Annotated in this window: 14 protein-coding genes; 12 read left to right on the top strand and 2 right to left on the bottom strand. The window is 73.8% G+C overall.

Annotated features, from left to right (window positions below):
* Positions 1 to 98: 98 nt before the first annotated feature.
* Positions 99 to 1,175: an alkene reductase gene (locus tag AB0M03_RS12655; protein ID WP_363491383.1), complete on the bottom strand. Its 1,077-nt coding sequence runs from the start codon at positions 1,173 to 1,175 to the stop codon at positions 99 to 101.
* A 116-nt stretch (positions 1,176 to 1,291) separates the two neighbouring features.
* Here AB0M03_RS12655 and AB0M03_RS12650 point away from each other — a divergent pair, with 116 nt between their 5' ends.
* The 7 genes from AB0M03_RS12650 to AB0M03_RS12620 all read left to right on the top strand — a co-directional run bounded on the left by AB0M03_RS12650 (position 1,292) and on the right by AB0M03_RS12620 (position 7,133).
* A complete protein-coding gene (locus AB0M03_RS12650; protein ID WP_363491382.1) occupies positions 1,292 to 1,693 on the top strand; it encodes a MerR family transcriptional regulator in 402 nt (133 codons plus the stop codon).
* Positions 1,694 to 1,846: 153 nt separating this feature from the next.
* Positions 1,847 to 2,617: an SDR family oxidoreductase gene (locus tag AB0M03_RS12645; protein WP_363491381.1), complete on the top strand. Its 771-nt coding sequence runs from the start codon at positions 1,847 to 1,849 to the stop codon at positions 2,615 to 2,617.
* A 61-nt stretch (positions 2,618 to 2,678) separates the two neighbouring features.
* The gene (locus AB0M03_RS12640) at positions 2,679 to 4,475 is read left to right on the top strand and encodes an acyl-CoA dehydrogenase (RefSeq protein ID WP_363491380.1); all 1,797 of its coding nucleotides are present in this window, start codon (positions 2,679 to 2,681) and stop codon (positions 4,473 to 4,475) included.
* 199 nt (positions 4,476 to 4,674) lie between these two features.
* A complete protein-coding gene (locus AB0M03_RS12635) occupies positions 4,675 to 4,983 on the top strand; it encodes a type VII secretion target (protein WP_363491379.1) in 309 nt (102 codons plus the stop codon).
* Positions 4,984 to 4,988: 5 nt separating this feature from the next.
* Positions 4,989 to 6,245, top strand: a complete 1,257-nt coding sequence (locus AB0M03_RS12630; RefSeq protein ID WP_363491414.1) for an amidase domain-containing protein — start codon at positions 4,989 to 4,991, stop codon at positions 6,243 to 6,245.
* A gap of 1 nt (position 6,246) precedes the next feature.
* A complete protein-coding gene (locus AB0M03_RS12625) occupies positions 6,247 to 6,633 on the top strand; it encodes a hypothetical protein (protein ID WP_363491378.1) in 387 nt (128 codons plus the stop codon).
* Between the two features lie 299 nt (positions 6,634 to 6,932).
* Positions 6,933 to 7,133 (top strand): hypothetical protein, encoded by a 201-nt coding sequence (locus AB0M03_RS12620; RefSeq protein WP_363491377.1) that lies wholly within the window; start codon positions 6,933 to 6,935, stop codon positions 7,131 to 7,133.
* A 96-nt stretch (positions 7,134 to 7,229) separates the two neighbouring features.
* Here AB0M03_RS12620 and AB0M03_RS12615 read toward each other — a convergent pair whose 3' ends face one another.
* Entirely contained in the window at positions 7,230 to 8,171 is a 942-nt protein-coding gene (locus AB0M03_RS12615) for a helix-turn-helix domain-containing protein (protein ID WP_363491413.1), read from the bottom strand.
* 245 nt (positions 8,172 to 8,416) lie between these two features.
* On the opposite strand from AB0M03_RS12615, the gene AB0M03_RS12610 reads away from it, so the two are divergent.
* The 5 genes from AB0M03_RS12610 (at position 8,417) to AB0M03_RS12590 (ending at position 17,333) form a co-directional block, all read left to right on the top strand.
* A complete protein-coding gene (locus tag AB0M03_RS12610; protein WP_363491376.1) occupies positions 8,417 to 9,295 on the top strand; it encodes an NAD(P)-binding domain-containing protein in 879 nt (292 codons plus the stop codon).
* Complete coding sequence (locus tag AB0M03_RS12605) at positions 9,292 to 9,963, top strand: maleylpyruvate isomerase N-terminal domain-containing protein (protein ID WP_363491375.1); 672 nt, start codon at positions 9,292 to 9,294, stop codon at positions 9,961 to 9,963. Before AB0M03_RS12610 ends, AB0M03_RS12605 begins: the two co-directional genes overlap by 4 nt.
* Positions 9,964 to 10,276: 313 nt before the next feature.
* Positions 10,277 to 12,052 (top strand): serine/threonine protein kinase, encoded by a 1,776-nt coding sequence (locus AB0M03_RS12600; protein WP_363491374.1) that lies wholly within the window; start codon positions 10,277 to 10,279, stop codon positions 12,050 to 12,052.
* A gap of 205 nt (positions 12,053 to 12,257) precedes the next feature.
* Positions 12,258 to 12,761 (top strand): hypothetical protein, encoded by a 504-nt coding sequence (locus AB0M03_RS12595; RefSeq protein WP_363491373.1) that lies wholly within the window; start codon positions 12,258 to 12,260, stop codon positions 12,759 to 12,761.
* Positions 12,762 to 12,788: 27 nt separating this feature from the next.
* Positions 12,789 to 17,333, top strand: a complete 4,545-nt coding sequence (locus AB0M03_RS12590) for a cation-translocating P-type ATPase (protein WP_363491372.1) — start codon at positions 12,789 to 12,791, stop codon at positions 17,331 to 17,333.
* Positions 17,334 to 18,306 lie beyond the last annotated feature (973 nt).

The raw sequence follows: 18,306 nt of genomic DNA, 5'->3' as shown, positions 1-18,306 counted from the left end.
GAGCGCGCCGTCCCGGCGTGGCGTACGCGCGTTTGATCAGCCGGTGTCGCGCCCGGCCGCCGCACCGTGCTGTCCGCCTCTGTGCGCAGGGGCGGGTGTCAGGCCGTGTACTGGTACGCCGGGTAGGTCAGGTACCCCGCGTCGCCGCCCTGGTAGTACGTGGCCTCGTCGACGGGAGCGAGCGGCACTCCGGTGCGCAGCCGCTCGACCAGGTCGGGGTTGGAGATGAAGGCGCGGCCGAAGCTGATGAGTTCGGCCCCCAGGCCGAGCCAGTGGTCGGCCTCGTCCCGGCCGGTGTGCTTCGGTCCCATCGGGAGCACCGGGTTCATGATCAGGGGACCCTGCCATGCGCGGCGCAGGCCGGACAGCACCTCCTCCTCGGCGGTGGCTTCGAGGTGGATGTAGGCCAGCCCGAGGCGGGACAGTTCGGTCAGTAGCGCGGTGTAGAGCTCGGGGACGTCGGTCTCCTCGACTCCCCAGAAGGTCACGCCCGGCGACAGGCGGATTCCGGTCCTGGCCGCGCCTATGGCCTCGGCGGTTGCGGACACCGCCTCGACGGCGAAGCGGATCCGGTTGCTCACCGAGCCTCCGTAGCGGTCGGTGCGCAGGTTGGCGTTGGACGAGAGGAACTGCGAGATGAGGTAGCCGTTGGCGCCGTGCAGCTCCACGCCGTCGAAGCCGGCGTCGACGGCGCGGCGGGCGGCCCGGGCGTACGACTCGGCCTGCTCGGACACCTCGGCGGTGTCCAGGGCGCGCGGGACCGGTACCGGCTGGGGCCCGGTCGGGGTGAACACCTTCCACCCTTCGGCCGCGACTGCCGAGGGGCCGACCGGCTGCACACCGGTGGTGTCGGGGTGCGAGATCCGTCCGCCGTGCATGATCTGGGCGAAGATCCGTCCGCCGTTGGCGTGCACCGCATCGGTGACGGGGCGCCACGAGGAGACCTGCTCGTCGGTGTGCAGTCCCGGCGTGCCGGGGTTGGACTGCCCGACCGCGTTCGGCTGCACCCCCTCGCTCACGATCAGTCCGGCCGTGGCCCGCTGGGCGTAGTAGGTCGCCATCGACGGTGTCGCCAGACCGCCGGCGGCGGCACGGACCCGTGACATCGGGGCCATCACCACCCGGTTGGGCAGCGTGAGGTCCCCCAGCTGGTACGGGGTGAACAAGGTCGTCATGTCATGGCTCCTTCGTGATCGGCACCGGACAACCGGTCGCGGCGGCTACGCTAGAACCTGACATTGATGTCAGAGGCAAGGGGTGTGCCTCGGCTCACAGCGCGGAGGGAGACGGCGTGCGCATCGGGGAGCTGGCATCGCGGGCGGGGGTCAGCGTCCGGTCCCTGCGCTACTACGAGGAGCAGGGGCTCCTCACCAGCACCCGCAGTGCCAGCGGGCAGCGGCACTACACGGACCACGAGGTCGAACGGGTCGTGTTCATCCAGCGGTTGTTCGCCGCAGGACTGTCCAGCCGTACCATCGCCGAACTGCTGCCGTGCGTCGATTCCCCCAGCGAGGAGAACTCCGACGCCGCGCTGGAGCGGATGGCGCAGGAGCACGACCGGCTGTCCGAGCGCATCGCCGATCTCGTGCGCACCCGGGACGCCCTCGCCGGGCTGATGGCCATGGCGCAGGCGCATCGGGTGACCATGGCGCAGGCGCACCGGGAGCGCCTGCGGTCGGCGGTCGGCGACTGACGTCCCCGGCGAACAGGGCCGGGCGCAAGGCTTGAACAGCGGCTAAGCGACTGCTTAGTATCTCGCTCCGGGTCGGATGTTAAGCGACTGCTTAGTATCCGTCCCGGGCCGGACCAGCCGACCCGAGCCGCCCCTCTCCCGCAGGAGTCCACCGTGACCTCGCTGTTCTCCCTCTCCGGCAAAACCGCCCTCGTGACCGGCGGTTCCCGCGGCATAGGCCTGATGATCGCCCGGGGCCTGGTCGAAGCGGGAGCCAAGGTCTACATCAGCTCCCGCAAGGCGGAAGCCTGCGAGGAGGCCGTCCGCGGGCTTCCCGGTCCCGGCCGGGCGATCGCGCTGCCCGCCGACCTGTCGCGCGAGGAGGAGTGCCACCGACTTGCCGCAGACATCGGCGAACGGGAGGAGCGGCTGCACATCCTGGTGAACAACGCCGGCGCCACCTGGGGCGCGTCCCTGGACGAGTTCCCGGTCAGCGGCTGGGACAAGGTGATGGACCTCAACCTGCGCAGCCCCTTCCTGCTCACCCAGGCCCTCCTGCCGAAACTGCGCGCCGGCGGGTCGACGGAGGACCCGGCGCGGATCATCAACGTCGGATCCATCGACGGACTGCACGTCAGCCTGGTCCCGGCCTACTCCTACGCGGCCAGCAAGGCGGGCCTGCACCACCTGACCCGCGTCCTGGCGAAGGAGCTCGGGCCACAGGGCATCACGGTGAACGCCATCGCCCCCGGCCCCTTCGAGTCGAAGATGATGGCCGCGACCCTGGACGCCATGGGCGAGGCGATCGCGGAGGCGGCTCCGCTGCGCCGGATCGGGCGGCCGGACGACATGGCGGGCGTCGCCGTCTATCTGGCCAGCCGCGCGGGCGCCTACGTCACCGGCGCCGTCATCCCCGTCGACGGCGGCCTCGGCACCACGGTCTGACCTGCCGGCGACGGCCTCCCTCCCCTCGCACAAGCAACCCGAACCCGAGAAGAAGAGCACCATGGCCTCCCTCCTGCTCTCCCGCCGAGACCTCGACTTCCTGCTGCACGAGTGGCTCGACGTCGAATCCCTGACCGCGCGCCCCCGCTTCGCCGACCACTCGCGCGAAACCTTCGACGCGGTACTGGACCTCGGCGAGACGATCGCCGCCCGGCACTTCGCCCCGCACAACAAGAAGAACGACACCCAGGAGCCGCACTTCGACGGCGAGCGGGTGCACACGATCCCCGAAGTCGAAGAGGCCCTGAAGGTCTTCGCCGGCGCCGGGCTGATCGGCGGAGGCATGGACCACGAGGTGGGCGGCATGCAGTTGCCGAGCGTGGTGGCCAACGCCTGCTTCGCCTGGTTCCAGGCCGCCAACGTGGGAACGGCCGCCTACCCCTTCCTCACCATCGGCAACGCGAACCTGCTGCTGGCCCACGGCACCCCCGAGCAGATCGACACCTATGTCCGCCCGATGGTCGAGGGCCGTTTCTCCGGGACCATGTGCCTGTCGGAACCACAGGCGGGCTCCTCGCTGGCCGATGTGCGTACCCGCGCGGAACCGGCCGACGACGGCACCTACCGCCTGTTCGGCAACAAGATGTGGATTTCGGGTGGCGACCACGAACTGACGGAGAACATCGTCCACCTGGTCCTGGCCAGGATCCCCGGCGGCCCGCCCGGGGTGAAGGGACTCTCGCTCTTCATCGTCCCCAAGGTCCTGGTGGGGGCCGACGGGACGCTCGGCGAGCGCAACGACGTCGCCCTGGCCGGCCTCAACCACAAGATGGGGTACCGAGGGACGACCAACACGCTGCTGAACTTCGGTGAGGGCGCTTTCCGGCCCGGCGGGGCCCCCGGTGCCATCGGCTTCCTGGTCGGGGAGCCCCACTGCGGACTGTCCTACATGTTCCACATGATGAACGAGGCCCGCATCGGTGTCGGACTCGGTGCCACGGCGCTCGGTTACACCGGCTACCTGCACGCCCTGGACTACGCGCGCACCCGGCCCCAGGGGCGCCCGCTCACGGCCAGGGACGCCACCACCCCCCAGATCCCGATCGTCGGGCATCCCGATGTCCGGCGCATGCTCCTCGCCCAGAAGTCGTACGTCGAAGGCGCGCTGGCCCTCGTCCTGTACTGCGGGCGGCTGCTGGACGACGAGCGCACCGCCCCGACGGCCGAGGAGCGGGCCAGGGCCGGGCTCCTGCTGGACGTGCTCACCCCGATCGCCAAGAGCTGGCCCTCCCAGTGGTGCCTGGAAGCCAACAGCCTCGCCATCCAGGTCCACGGCGGCTACGGCTACACCCGCGAGTACAACGTCGAGCAGTTCTACCGGGACAACCGCCTCAACCCCATCCACGAGGGGACGCACGGCGTCCACGGCCTCGACCTGCTGGGCCGGAAGGTCGTCATGGACGGCGGCGCGGGGCTCCGCCTGCTCGTCGAGACCATCTCCACGGCGACCGCCCGCGCGGCGGCCGCGGACGACCGGGTCGCCGGCTTCGGACGGCAGCTGGACACCTCCGTCGCCCGCGTCGCCACCGTGACGCGGCGCCTGTGGGAGGCCGGGGACGCCGAGAGCGCCCTCGCCAACGCCTCGGTCTATCTGGAGGCCGTGGGACACGTCGTGGTGGGCTGGATGTGGCTGGAGCAGATGCTGGCCGCCGCCGGACGCAGCGGCGCCTTCTACGAGGGCAAGCGCCGGGCGGGCCAGTACTTCTTCCGATGCGAACTGCCTAAGACGGAGGCGCAGTTCGCGCTGCTGGAAAGCCTCGACCGCACCACCCTCGACATGCCCGCGGACTGCTTCTGAGCTCCTCCCGCCATCCGGGCGTGGGTCCGAGCCGGTCATTCGTAGGACCGGCGGGCCGGCGGGTCCTCAGGCCGTCGTGCTGCGAAGACGTGTAGTGGCCTGACCCGAAGTCATGCCGTCCGGCGCACCCGACGGTGGTGTTCGCTAGCATCTCCGCAGATCGGCAATCGGCGACATACGGGGGAATCGAATGCCTGAGGTGGACATCGCCACCCACGGGCTGCGCCGGGCCGGCCAGTCCATGGCCGAGCTGAGCGCCCGGACGAAGGGCCGGCTCTCCGGGGCCCTGGACTCCAGCGAGGCCGTCCGCGGTACGGACGGCGGCTGGTCGTCGGCCGCGGCGCTGGGCGCCTGCGCGGCGGAGTGGGAGCGGCACATGGTGTCGCTCGCGGACCGCATGCAGCAGCTCTCGGACCAGCTGCACAGTTCGGCGGACGGCTACGACGCGGCCGACGCGGAGGCGGAGGCCCGGATGCGGGCGGCCATGAACGAGCTGGGAAGGGCGTGAGCGGCATGGTCGACTTCGCCGCACTGAAGAACGCCCACCCGTCCTCCTGGCAGGCGGCGGCCGAGGACTGGCTGTCGCTGTCCAAGCACGCCCTGGAGGCGGCGCAGGAGATCCGGGACCAGGGCAGCCGCCCGCTGAAGGACAACTGGACGGACGCGGTCGGCCAGCAGGCGGCCGGCGAACTCCGGTACCTCGCCGACCGGTTCGAGGCAGGCGCCGACATCATGCGCGGCGTCACCATGGTGGTCGACGGGCTGGCCTCCGCGATGGAGTACGCCCAGCGCACCCTGCTCCACGCGCTGGACCTGGCCGAGGCGTACGAGCTCGACGTGGACGCCGACGGCAGCGTCTCGACCCGGGGCGAGGTGACCTCGGAGAAGCTCACCCACATGACCGACGTCTCCGACCTCATCAAGGAGGCACTGCGCCAGGCGCGGGAGGCCGACGCCCTCGCCCTGCCCGAGCTGAACAGGCTGATGAGCGGGACCTGCGAGGCCGACCCGGCGAAGGCGCTGGACGAGGCGCAGACCTCCGCCTCGCACACCCAGATGAACATCCTCGCCGCCGGCATCCCCAAGGGCGACGACCCACAGGTGGTCCGGGACTGGTGGGCCGGGCTGACCGCCGAGGAGCAGCGCCAGCTGATGCTGGCCGAGCCGGTGAAGATCGCCAACCTGGACGGCATCCCGGAGGACGTGAAGCAGGACCTGCGCGGCCGCGACGGCAAGTACGACCGGGTCAAGCAGGTCCAGTGGGCGCTGGAGCACTGGAACGACACCTCGATCGACAAGCTCGACAACAACTGCACCAACTTCGCCTCCGAGTCGCTGCGCCAGGGCGGGGTGAAGGAGAAGCCCGACAGCGGTTGGGGCCCGGGCTGGTCGGACGACAGCTGGGGCCGCGACGACGACGCGGACTCGGGCTGGCTGGACGAGCGGACGGACTACTCCAAGAGCTGGGGTGCCGCCGAGAACCTGCAGAACTTCATGCTGGAGAACGGCGGTTACGAGGTGCCGGCGTCCGAGGCCCGCCCGGGCGACCTGGTCTTCTACGAGCAGGCCGGGGAGAACGAGCACATCGAGAAGGGCAACACCCACCACGCTGCAGTGGTCACCGCGGTCACCCCGGACGGCGACATCAAGTACACCCAGCACACCACGTCGCGGCAGAACGTGAGCCTGGACGGCCGGCTCCCGGCCACCGAGAAGGCCGAGGGCGAGCAGCGCGTGCGCATCGTCCGCGTCTCCCCGAGCTGGTACTGAGATGGAGCGCCGACTCACACCCGGGGCGGGCGGTCTGCTCGGTGCGACGGCCGCCGGCCTCGGCGGGCTCGCCGTCTGGTGGTTCTCCGCGGCGTACGACGAGCGGCACCGCGCGGTGCTCGTGTCCTGCATCGACCTGCCGGCCAACACCGGGATGAGGCTTGGCTCCTGGGCCGTGCTCTGCTGCGGCCTGCTGGCCCTGGTGGTGCCGCTGCTGCTGCGGTTCGCCGGGCGGGTGCGGCTCGACCCGCTCGCCGTGGTGGCGATGGTGGCGGGGGCGGCGCTGCTGGCGGGCGGGGCCTACCTGGTGTGGGACGTGCGGCAGGGCGACCGGGTCTCCGGGCAACGGATCTGCTCGGGGGCCGCGCCGCTCACCGCGCTGCGCTGAGGCGGGGGCGGGCCGTCCGTCGGGCGGCCCGCCCGCCCCGGCACCCGGCGTGGGCCGACGGACACCTCACGACGACTCCGCCTTGGACCACAATGTGCCGGTGATCGCAGAAGCGGCCGCCGGTCGGTTGCCGGGAACCGGGTGAACTGGTCGGCCGAGCAGGGTGAGTTGACCGGATCGCGCTGGTCGGCGGCCGAACCACCCTCCCCGGATCGGCCGAGTTTCCGGATCTCCGGCCCCACTGCCGTGCGCTCTGACATGATCACCCGGAGTTGTCAGGGCGCGACCAGGGGTGGGGCATGCAGTACAGCGTCAGCGCGAGCGTCTTCCTCGCGATCGTCATCCTCGTCCGTCTCCGCCGACGGACCGAGGCCCGATCCCGCACGGACGAGACAGTGACGGTGCTCAGCGCCGCCACCTTCGGCATCCTGATCGCCACCACCCCACTCGGACAGGCCGTCCTCCATCTCGTCGGAGCAGCGACCACCGCCACCCGTTGACCACGATGCCGTGCGTGCCGAGGCTCGTGCTTGCCCCGGCCCCGGCCCCGGTGCTCGTCGTTCGACCGGTGCAGGACGTGCGCGGTGCTGTGGCGGTCAGGGCCGGGTGGGTGGTGCGGTGCGGCGGGTGAAGGCGCGGCGGTAGTCGGTGGGGCTCACGCCGACGCGGGCGGTGAAGTGGCGGCGGAGGTTGGTGGCGCTGCCGAGGCCGCTGCGCTCGCCGATCTGTTCCACGGGCAGGTCGGTGGCCTCCAGCAGTGACTGGGCGTGTGCGAGGCGCTGGTCGAGCAGCCACTGGAGCGGTGTGGTGCCGGTGGCGGCCTGCAGCCGGCGGAAGAAGGTGCGCGGGCTCATCCGGGCGCGGCGCGCCAACTCGTCGACTGTGAGGGGTCGTTCGAGGTTGGCGGTGGCCCACGCCAGTACCGGTGCGAGGCTTTCGTCGTCCGTGGCGGGCACCGACAGGTCGACGAACTGCGCCTGTCCGCCCGGCCGGTGGGCCGGGACGACCAGTCGGCGGGCCAGCCGGTTGGCGACGTGTGCGCCGAGGTCGCGGCGGACGATGTGCAGGCACAGGTCGAGGCCGGCGGCCACGCCCGCGCTGGTGAGCACGTCGCCGTCGTCCACGTAGAGCACGCCGTCGTCCACGGTGACGGCCGGATGGCGGCGGGCCAGGTCGGTGGTGTGCGACCAGTGCGCCGTGGCCCGGCGTCCGTCCAGCAGGCCGGCGGCCGCGAGTGCGAACGCGCCGGTGCACAGAGACACCATGCGCGCGCCCGCCTCGGCTGCGCGCCGGAGCTCCGCCACCAACGCCGGCGGCACCTCGCGTTCGCCGGTCACGCAGGCGTCCGGGACGGAGGTCACGATCACGGTGTCGGCGCCGGCCAGCGCGTCCCAGCCGTACTCGGCGCGCAGCGAGAAGCCGAACCCGCCGGGTGCGCGCGTCGGAGTCGTCTCGTCCGGGGTCTCGGCGCAGAGCCGCAACTCGTACCAGTGCTCGGCGAGATCGGGCTGCGGGATGCCGAACACCGCGCAGGCCATGCCGAGTTCGTAGAGGTCCCAGAGCGGGAGCTCGGTGTGGTCGATCACGGCAACGGCCACCGTGCCGGGGCCGCGGGGAGAGGTCGGTGCCGAGGTCTTCACGCCCGCCACCGTACCTGGCAGGAACCGTGCGACAAAGGGCGATCCTGCCACTGTCGGCCCGCAGCGGCCCGCTGCGAGGGTGGTGGACGTCGATCAAGACACCGAACCGCCGTCCGCCATGACAGCACGTCAGGAGTACTCCCATGCCGCACGATCCCGCCCGCGAGCCGGTCGCCGTCCTCGGACTCGGCGCGATGGGCACCGCACTCGCCGACGCGTTCCTCGCCGCCGGCCACCCCACCACCGTCTGGAACCGCTCTCCCGCCAGGACCGAACCGCTCGCCGCCCGCGGCGCCGTTCGTGCCTCCTCGCCCGCCGACGCCCTCACCGCCGGTGAGCTGACCGTCGCCTGCGTGCTCGACTACGACGCGCTCCGCGCGGTGCTGGCCGGCCACGAACCGGCCCTGGCCGGACGGACCCTGGTCAACCTCACCTCCGGCTCGCCCGAGCAGGCCCGCGAGTTCGCCACCTGGGCCGCCGAACACGGCATCGACTACCTCGACGGCGCGATCATGATCACCCCGCCCGGTATCGGCGGACCCGACGCCGTCCTGCTCTACAGTGGCTCGCCCGATGCGCTCGTCCGGCACCGGGCCACCCTCGCCGTCCTCGGCGAGGTCGTCGACCTCGGGCCCGACGCCGGACGCGCCGGACTGTACGACACCGCCCTGCTCGGCCTGATGTGGTCCGCACTCGGCGGGTGGCTGCACGGTGTCGCCCTCACCCGTGCCGACGGCGTGCCGGCCGCCGACTTCACGCCGGTCGCCACCCGTTGGCTCTCCGGCGCGGTCAGCGGCTTCATCACCCGCTACGCGGCCCAGGCCGACGCCCGCCGGTATCCGGGCGACGACGCCACCCTCGATGTCCACCTCGCAGCCATGGAGCACTTGTTGCACGCCAGCACCGCGCGCGGCGTCGACACCGCCCTGCCCGAGTTGTTCGCCCGCCAGGTGCGGCAGGCCGTCGCGGACGGCCACGGGGCCGACGGCTACACCCGCCTGATCGAGGTGATCGCCAAGTGAGCACCGCCGCCGCAACCCCCGGCACCGGTGCCGTCCCCGGCGACGCCGTCGACCGGCTCGACCGGCTCGACTGGTCCGCGCTCGTCCGCGAGGCGGCCGCGACCACCACCGGTCTCCTGGAACAGGCCGCCGACGCCGACTGGACCCGTCGACCCGTCGGCAGCGAGTGGACCTGCCGGGCCACCCTCGACCACCTCGCCCTCGGCCTCCTCGGCTACGCGGGCCTGCTCACGGCCCGCCCCACCGACCGGTACATCACCCTGTTCGGTTCGCTCGACCCGGCCGCGCCCGTCCCGCACTGCCTCGAAGGTCTGCGGATCGCCGCGGGCCTGCTCGCCACCACCGTGCGGGACACCCCGGCGAACGCCCGCGCCTGGCACCCCTGGGGGCCGTCGGACGGCCCCGGCTTCGCGGCCATGGGCATCGTCGAACTCCTCATCCACACCTGGGACATGGCCGGGACGCTGGGCCTGGACCGGCAGCTGCCCGGCCACCTCGCGCAGCCGGCCCTGGCCCGCCTCTTCCCGGACGTGCCGGACGGTCACGCCGCGGGCGACGCCCTGCTCTGGTGCACCGGCCGGACCGCCCTGCCGGACCGCCCGCGCCGCGCGGCGGGCGCGTGGCGCTGGGACGGCCGGGTGCGGCAGGGCGGTGCGACGGGGCCGTGAGGCCCGGTCCCGGGGCCCGGCCGTCCGGGCCGTGCCGGTGGGCCCGGGAAGCGGGTCTCGGAGCCGGAGCGGCTGCGGACCGGACGCGCCGGTGCGGGACGTCGGGGTTCGGACCCGGTATGAGGGCTCCGCCGGTCCGGATCGCGCCGCCCGCCCGCCGCACCGGCCGACCGGGGCCTCGCCCCGCCGTGGCCGTCGGCGGGCGCTGTGACACAGCCGGTACTCCCGAGGTCGGATCCGATGGTTCGTCATCTGGCAGACTGAGCCGCGAATTGACGATCTATCGCCGACGGGTGGCGACGAGGGGGCCGGCATGTGGGGGCGGGGGACCGTGCTCGGTGGGCGCTACACGCTCACCGACAGGGTCGGAGTCGGCGGTATGGGCGAGGTGTGGCGCGCCGACGACGGCGTGCTGAAGCGGCAGGTCGCCGTCAAGATCATGCAGCCCGGGCTGCTGGCGGATCGCAGTTTCACCGAGCGGTTCAGGCGCGAGGCGCGAATCCTCGCCACCCTCCGGCACCCGGGCATCGTTCACGTGCACGACTACGCCGAGCCGGCCGGCGATTCGGACGAGCAGATCGCCTACATCGTCATGGAGTTCATCGACGGGAAGCCGCTGAACTCCGTCCTGGCGGCCGAGGGCCCCATGGTGCCCGCGCGGGCGCTCGGCATCCTGGCCGACGCGCTGGACGCGCTGCACGCCGCGCACCGGCAGGACATCGTGCACCGCGACCTGAAGCCGTCCAACCTGATGGTGCGCAGCGACGGCGGTGTGACGGTGACCGACTTCGGCATCGCCCACGCCATGGCCGGGACGAAGATCACCACCTCCAACTCGGTGCTCGGCACCGCCCTCTACATCGCACCCGAGCAGGCCGACGGCAAGTCCACCACCCCGCTCTGCGACCTGTACTCGGTCGGAGTGGTCTGCTTCGAACTGCTCACCGGTCGGCTGCCGTTCACCGGGGAGACGGTTCTGGAGATCGTGCTCAAGCACATCCAGCAGCCTCCGCCCCGGCTGTCCGACGAGTTCCCGCGGGCCGTCCGCGACTTCGTCGCCACCGCCCTCGCCAAGGACCCGGCACAGCGCTTCCCGGACGCCGGCGCGATGGCGGCCGCCGCCCGCGCGGCAGCGGCCCGGCCGGGCGCGGGGCAGGCGGTGCGTGAACCCACCGTGTTCGCCACCGTGCCCGAGCCCGTCCCGCGGGAGGCGCCGCCGGCCGAGACCCCCCGCACCGCCCTCGCCGAACGCCCGCGGCGCAGCCGACTGATCGTCCCGATCATCATCCCGGTGGTGATCTCGGCCGGGGTCGGCAGTGTGGTCCTGATCGAGCAGGCCCCGTGGCAGTCCCGCGCGCAGGGCACCGGGCCGCAGCCCTCGGTAGCGGCGCCGGTCAGCCCGGGCGCCGCGTCGGCCGGGGCGAGCGGCCCGGGCGGCGCCGGCGCGGCGTCGCTGCCGTCGGGCAGCGCCACCGACCCGCAGGCCGCGCCGGGGCAGCAGCCGGGCAGCCCGGTGCCCGACCAGGGCGGTGTCGGAGCGGGTGGTGCCGCCGGTGGTGGTGCCGCAGGCACCGGTACGGGCGAGGGTGCCACCGATACCGGGGGAGCCGCCCGGCCGCCCGCCAACAACCCGGCCACCACGGCACCCGCGACCGCCCCGGCGCAGACCGGGCCGCCCCAGGGCTGCGGCGGCGCCGGCTGGGGCTACATCACCGGGGTCGGCAGCGGCCAGCGGTTGGGCCTCGCCGCCTCGGGCCTGGCAGGCGGGACCAGCGCGGTGGTGGGCCGCAACACGTCCTACGGCTGGATCCGCTCGGCCCCCGACCCCGGCGGCTGGTACAGCCTCTACCCCTGCAACATGAGCAAGCCACAACTCGTCCAGAACGGCAACAAGGTCGAACTCTCCTCGGGCTTCAGCGTCACGTATCGCTGGACGGTGAACAGTGCCCCCACCCAGGGCGCCGTCTACCTCAAGGACTACAGCGGCTCGACCTGCCTGACCGACAACGGCGCGGGCAGCGCCGCCACCATGCAGACCTGCACGCCGGGCAACCGGTCGCAGCAGTGGTTCATCCCCTCGTCGGGCTGAGCAGCGGGCCGCTCCCCGGGCCGGGACCCGGTGACCGGCGGGGACGGGTCGTGCCGCCGTTCGACCGCGCAATCGGGGACCCCGGCGGGGTTTGTCCGCGCGTCGCCGGGCACACGCGATGACTGAGAACGGACGGGCCGCCCGCCTCGAGGACACGGCGGCCCGAGAACGCTGATCGGACCCGAGAACGCTGATCGGAACTGTCATGGACGAGCACACGAGCGCGTCCATCGCCTCGCAGACCAAGTCGAAGCTGCTCGACCCGGTCGGCACGGTGGGCTCCACCATGCATCGCATTCCGGGTGCCGACACCGTCGGTGGCGCGTTCAGCGGGGTGCTGGGGACCGTCGGACTGGTGTCGCCCCGGGCACGCCGCATCGCCGCCTACACCGGTGCCGGGCTGCTCGGCGCGGCCGGTGTGGTCGAGTGGCCGCTGGCAGCGGCCGGGGCGGCGGCGGTGTGGCTGACCCAGCCGCGTCCGGGAGACGACGGGCAGTCCGCGTCCCGGACCTCCCGGGCATCGAAGACCTCCGCCCGGACCTCGCGGACATCCCGCGCCTCCAAGACCGGGGCAACGAGCAAGTCCGGTGGGGCGAGCAAGTCCGGTGGGGCGAGCAAGCCCGGTGGAACGGGCCGCTCCGCCGCGGGCGGGACGGCCAAGGGCCGGACCGGGGGGACCGGGGCGTCGTCCCGGTCCGCCGAGCGGTGAGCGGCCCGGCACGGTTGTAGGTGCGCCATGGTCCTGCGCCTGCTGACCAGGCTGACCGCACTGGGACTCGGCCTGACCACGGCCGGGCCGACGGCCGTGGCACGGAAGGCCGTCCCCGCGGCACGGGCCGCCGCCGAACTGGCCGTCGACGCGGCCGGGGCCGGGGTCCGGACCACAGTGCGGACGGCGGCCGTCGCGGCCACCACGACGCGGCGCGTGGGCCGAGTGGGCCGCAACGCGGCGGAGGCGGGCCGCGGTTACTGGCAGGCGGGCTCCCGGCTGCAGATCCCCCTGCGGCCGGGTCCGGGTGCCGCCGGCGGCGCCGGCGGCCCGGGCGGCGGGGAGGCCGCCGCGCGGAAGGTCGCACTCGCGCTCGCCCGGCGTAAGGACGTCGTCGCCGCCTACTGGGACGGCGGGCTCGCCAGGCTCGTGGTCCAGCTGGCCCAGGACGCGGTCACCGACCGCGTGGTGGAGCGGGCGACCGAACTCGCCGCCGCGCAGCGGCTCGAGTGCACCCGGGAGGACGTCCTGGAGCCGGCGCACCCGGACCGCATCGGCGGTGTCCGCGCGCAGGCACTCGGTCTCGCGACCGACGCGGTGGGCCTCACCGCGGCGGTGGGGTCCCGGGTGGTCGGACTCAAACGGTCACCGCGACTCCTCACCGCGGCCACGGCCCTGCTGCGCGAGGACCCCCTGGTCCACGACGTGCTGCGCCGCAGACTCGGAGAGACCTCCGCCGACCTGCTGCTGGCCGCCGCCGGGGCGGCGGCGCACGGGATCGGCCGGTCGCCCACCGGGCTGGTCCTGGACGCGGTCCTGCGCACCGGACGCCTGATGGAGGCGATCGCGGGCGCCGCCGCCTTCGACGCCGTGCAGGACGGTCCCTGCGGGGCCGGGCGGCCGGGCGTGGGCGGCGACGGAACCCCCCGGCCACCCCTGCGCCCGCTGCCCTGCGAGGAGTACGCGGGGGAGGCCGTGCCCGCGGCCCTGATCGGTGCCGCATCGGCGGCACTGTTCGCCCACGACCTCGACGAGGCCGCCGAGGCCCTGGTGGCCGGCAACCCGAAGGCCGCCCGGTACGGCCCCGCCGCCTTCACGTCCGTGCTCGGCACCGCACTGGCCCGCGAAGGCGCCCTCGTCCGCAACGTGGAACGCCTGCGCCGGCTGGAACTCGTCGACACCGTGGTGCTGCACCCCGAGGCCCTGCGCGGCCCCGCCCGGATGCTCCTGGAGGTGCATCCGGACGCGGACGGCTGGGACCACGACCGGTTGTGGCAGGCGGCCTCCGCCGCCCTGGCCCCCTCCGGTGCCGGTACCGAGACCGGCCTCGAACTGCGTCCGCCGCCCGGTCGGGAGGACGCCGGGACCGGGCTGATGGTCGCCTCCGACGCCGGCAAGGACATCGGCACCGTCCTGGTCGGCCGGGAGATCGACCCGCTCGCCGAGGCCGCCCTGGACGCGGCCCGCCGGGCCGGACTCCACGTCGTGATGACCGACGACGGCACGCTCGGCGAATTCGGCGCACTTGCCGACCAACTGGAAAGCCACGAAAGGTCGTTGGCTGAGGTGGTACGGGAGCTCCGGGCGAACGGCCGGGTGGTGCTCACCCTGGCGCGCGTCGCCGCCGACAGCGGATCCCGGCTGCCCGGGACCGGCGGCGAGGTGCTCGCCGGCCTGCTGCGGAGCGACCTGGCGGTGGCGGTCGTCGACGGGGGCTGCGCACTGCCCTGGGGAGCGGACGTCCTCCTGACCCGTGGACCGGCGGCCGCCTGGCGGCTGCTGGCCGCGATCCCCGCCACCCGTACCGTCACCGGGCACTCCCGGATCCTCGCCCAGGCGGGAGCCGCGCTCTCCGGACTGCTGGTCCTCACCAGGGGCCGGCGCACCGCCGGCACCCTCCCGGTCGGCATGCGGATCGGTCCCGTCAACGCCGCGACCGCCGCATCCCTCGTGTCGGGCTGGCGGGCGGCGGCGCGCATCACCGTCCGCAGCGCTCCCCACCCCCCGCCGCGCGTGCCGTGGCACGCGATGGCACCCCAGCAGGTCCTGGCCCGGCTCGGCGGCACCGCCGGCCGGAACCCGCTGTCCGCCGCGCGGGACGCGGCGCTCCGCGTGCTCCGGCTCCCGGTGTTCGCCCCGCTCCGCCTGACGGCGGGTCTGGTCGCGGCCGTCCGCTCGGAGTTCGACGATCCGCTGACGCCGGTGCTGCTGGTCGGTGCGCTCGCCTCGGCCCTGCTCGGCTCGACCGTGGACGCACTGCTGGTCGCCGGTGCCATGGGGATGAACGCCCTGGTCGGCGGAGTGCAGCGGCTGCGCGCAGAACGGGCCCTGTCGACCCTGGAGACGGGCCAACGACGGAAGGCGCGGCTGGTCCGCGACGGCCGCCGGACGATCGTCCCGGCCGCCGGACTGACGCCGGGACAGCTCGTCGACCTCGAGACGGGGGACGTGGTGCCCGCCGACGCCAGGCTGGTCGAGGTCGACGAGCTGGAGGTCGACGAGTCGTCACTCACCGGCGAGTCCTTGCCGGCCGCCAAGCAGGTGGACGCCACCCCGCAGGCGGCCGTCCCGGACCGGCGCTGCATGGTCTTCGACGGCACCACCGTGGTCGCCGGCCACGGCCGGTCGGTCGTCGTGGGCACCGGGAACGACACCGAGGCGGGCCGCGCAGCCCACCTCGCCTCCCGCACACCGCCGGCAGGCGGTGTCCAGGCCCGGCTGCGCGAACTGACGAACCGTGTGCTGCCGTACACGCTGCTCGGCGGCGCGGCCGTCGCCGGTCTCGCGCTGCTGCGCGGACACCCGGTGCGGGAGGCCGTCCGGGGCGGGCTCGCGGTCGCGGTGGCCGCGGTGCCGGAGGGGCTGCCACTGGTGGCGACGGTCGCCCAACTGGCGGCGGCACGCCGGCTGAGCCGGCACGGCGTCCTGGTACGGGCGCCGCGCACCCTGGAAGCACTGGGCCGGACGGACACGGTCTGCTTCGACAAGACCGGCACCCTGACCGAGAACCGCCTCCGCGTCGCCCGGGTCGCCACTGCGGACGGCGCCGTGCACGCCCCGGACGCCGGGGCGGCGGCGCCCGTGCTGCGAACGGCGGCCCGCGCCTGCCCGCCGCCCGACGACGAGGAGGCCGTCCACGCCCACCCCACCGACGAGGCGATCCTCGCCGCAGCCCCGGACGACCCCGGCTGGGCCCCCGCCGACAGCCTGCCCTTCGAGGCCGGCCGTGGATACGCGGCCGCGACCGGCGACGACGACGGCGAACGCCTGATGGCCGTCAAAGGCGCACCGGAGGCCGTCCTCCCGGCCTGCCGCAACGCCGGTGACGAGGCGTCGGCCGCCATGGCCGTGCTCGCCGACGACGGCCTGCGGGTCCTCGCCGTCGCGGCGCGGCCCCACCCGCCGGGCGAGGACGGGACGCCGGACCGGCCGCTCGAGCAGCTGGAGCTGGTCGGCTTCGTGGCCCTGGCCGACACCCCGCGCGCCGCGTCCGCGCCCCTGGTCGACGGCCTGCGACGCGCCGGGGTGCGGCCCGTCATGCTCACCGGCGACCACCCCGCGACCGCCCGCGCGGTCGCCGTCGCCCTGGGCTGGCCCGAGGACGTCGAGGTGGCGACCGGCGAGGAACTGTCCGGCCTCGACCGCACGGGCCGGGCCCGACGGCTGCACGACTGCGACGTCGTCGCCCGGGTGGCGCCGGAACAGAAGCTGGACGTCGTCGAGGCCCTCCGGGAGTCGGGCCGGGTCGTGGCGATGGTCGGGGACGGCGCCAACGACGCCGCGGCCATCCGCGCCGCCGACATCGGCGTCGGCCTCGCCGTCCGCGGCTCGGCGGCCGCCCGCAACGCGGCGGACCTGGTGATCACCAACGAGGAGCTGACGGCACTGATCGACGCCGTCACCGAGGGACGCGCGCTGTGGCGCAGCGCGGCGGACGCGATCGGCATCCTGATCGGCGGCAACGCCGGCGAGATCGGCTTCTCCGTGCTCGGCACCCTGCTGTCCGGCACCGCGCCGATGTCCACCCGGCAGATCCTGCTGGTCAACCTGCTCACCGACCTGTTCCCCTCGATGGCGGTCGCCGTCACCCCGCCTGACGACACCCGGGTGGACGAGGCCGCCGGAGCCCCCCGGACGGGCCTCGACGCGCTGGACGAGGCCCTCGTCCGACAGATCCGCCACCGGGGTCTGGTCACCGCGGCCGGCGCGACCACGGCCTGGCTGATCGGCACCCTCACCCCCGGATCCGCCCGGCGCACCAGCACCATGGCGCTCTGCGGCGTCGTCGGCGCCCAGCTCGTCCAGACCCTGGCCGGACGCCGGCGCAGCCGCCTGGTCCTCTGCACCGTCCTCGGCTCCGCCGCCGTACTGGCCCTCGTCGTCCAGACCCCCGGCGTCAGTCGCTTCTTCGGCTGCACCCCGCTCGGGCCGGTGGCCTGGGCGGGTGTCGCCCTGTCGATCGGCGTCGCGGCCCTGGCACCCCCGCTGCTCCCCGGCCTCGAGCGGGTGCTGCTCCTCGCCGCGGCCCGCGCGGCGGCAACCGTACGGGGAGCCGCGCCGGCACGGGCGTGACGGGCGTCGCGGGGCGGGTGGCCCGCAGCACCGGGGCGTTCAGCACCGGGCGAGCGCGCCGAACCGGTCTCCTCGGCGAACGGCGAACGGCGAACGGCGAGCAGCGTGGGACGAAGGTCGGCTGCATTTCCGTGCACGCCCCGGCGGTACGTACGAGTGCTGCTTCATGACGGCCGGTCGGATCCCGCTGCTCACGTGCGTCCTCTGACCGGCCCGGTCCGCCGAATCGGCACTGACCCGCTGCGACACCGAGCGCCGCCCGCGCAGCCGGTCCGCACCGTCCTGCGGCACGCCTGCCGGACACTGCCGAGCCCGGGCTGACGGCACCGGAGTCGCCCCGTCGCCCGTACGCCTGAACGTTCAACTTCGAGGCGAGACTTGCTGCGGGCACCGAGAACTCCGGGTGCGGGCCACCGGCGCCGGCGTACCGTCGACGCGCAGGGGCTGGTCCTTCGACCGAGCCACGTGCTGACTGGCCTCACCGCCTCAACTTCTGCTGCGCAGCGCCTGTCGCTCGTCGCACGTGGTGACGGCCGTGGGTGCGGGGCGCTCCCGCCGGGGGCACCCGGCCAGGATGACCGTTCGTCAGCGTCCGTCCGACCAGTCACCCTCGGTTAGAGGCGGTGCAGTGGAGTTGGTTCATACGCCGCAAAATCGGACAAAACCCCTTGACTCATTGTGAGTGAGGTGACGATGATGGGGGCCTGGACCCTAGTAGCCAGGCGTGGTGGTCGGCGCTGAGGCGCCCGAGACGGCCGACGTCTTTTGGGGCCCGGGGTTGTGCGGGCGGGGCAGCGGTGGGGGCATCGCACCGGGGGTTGCGTTCCGGGTCTGTGCGTCGTGGCAGCGTCTCCTCTTCACTCTCCGTGGGCACCCCTGTGCCCCTTCGAGGGGCTTGTGCGATGAGCTTCGTCCCGTCCTGCGACGGAATCGGGCCTGCACCGGCCCGGCGGTCGCCGACGACCTTGCCCGG

This window comes from Kitasatospora sp. NPDC051914, assembly GCF_040680995.1.
GTDB lineage: Bacteria > Actinomycetota > Actinomycetes > Streptomycetales > Streptomycetaceae > Kitasatospora.
Note: the sequence above shows the minus strand (reverse complement) of the source record. Positions and strands in the feature narration are given on the sequence as shown.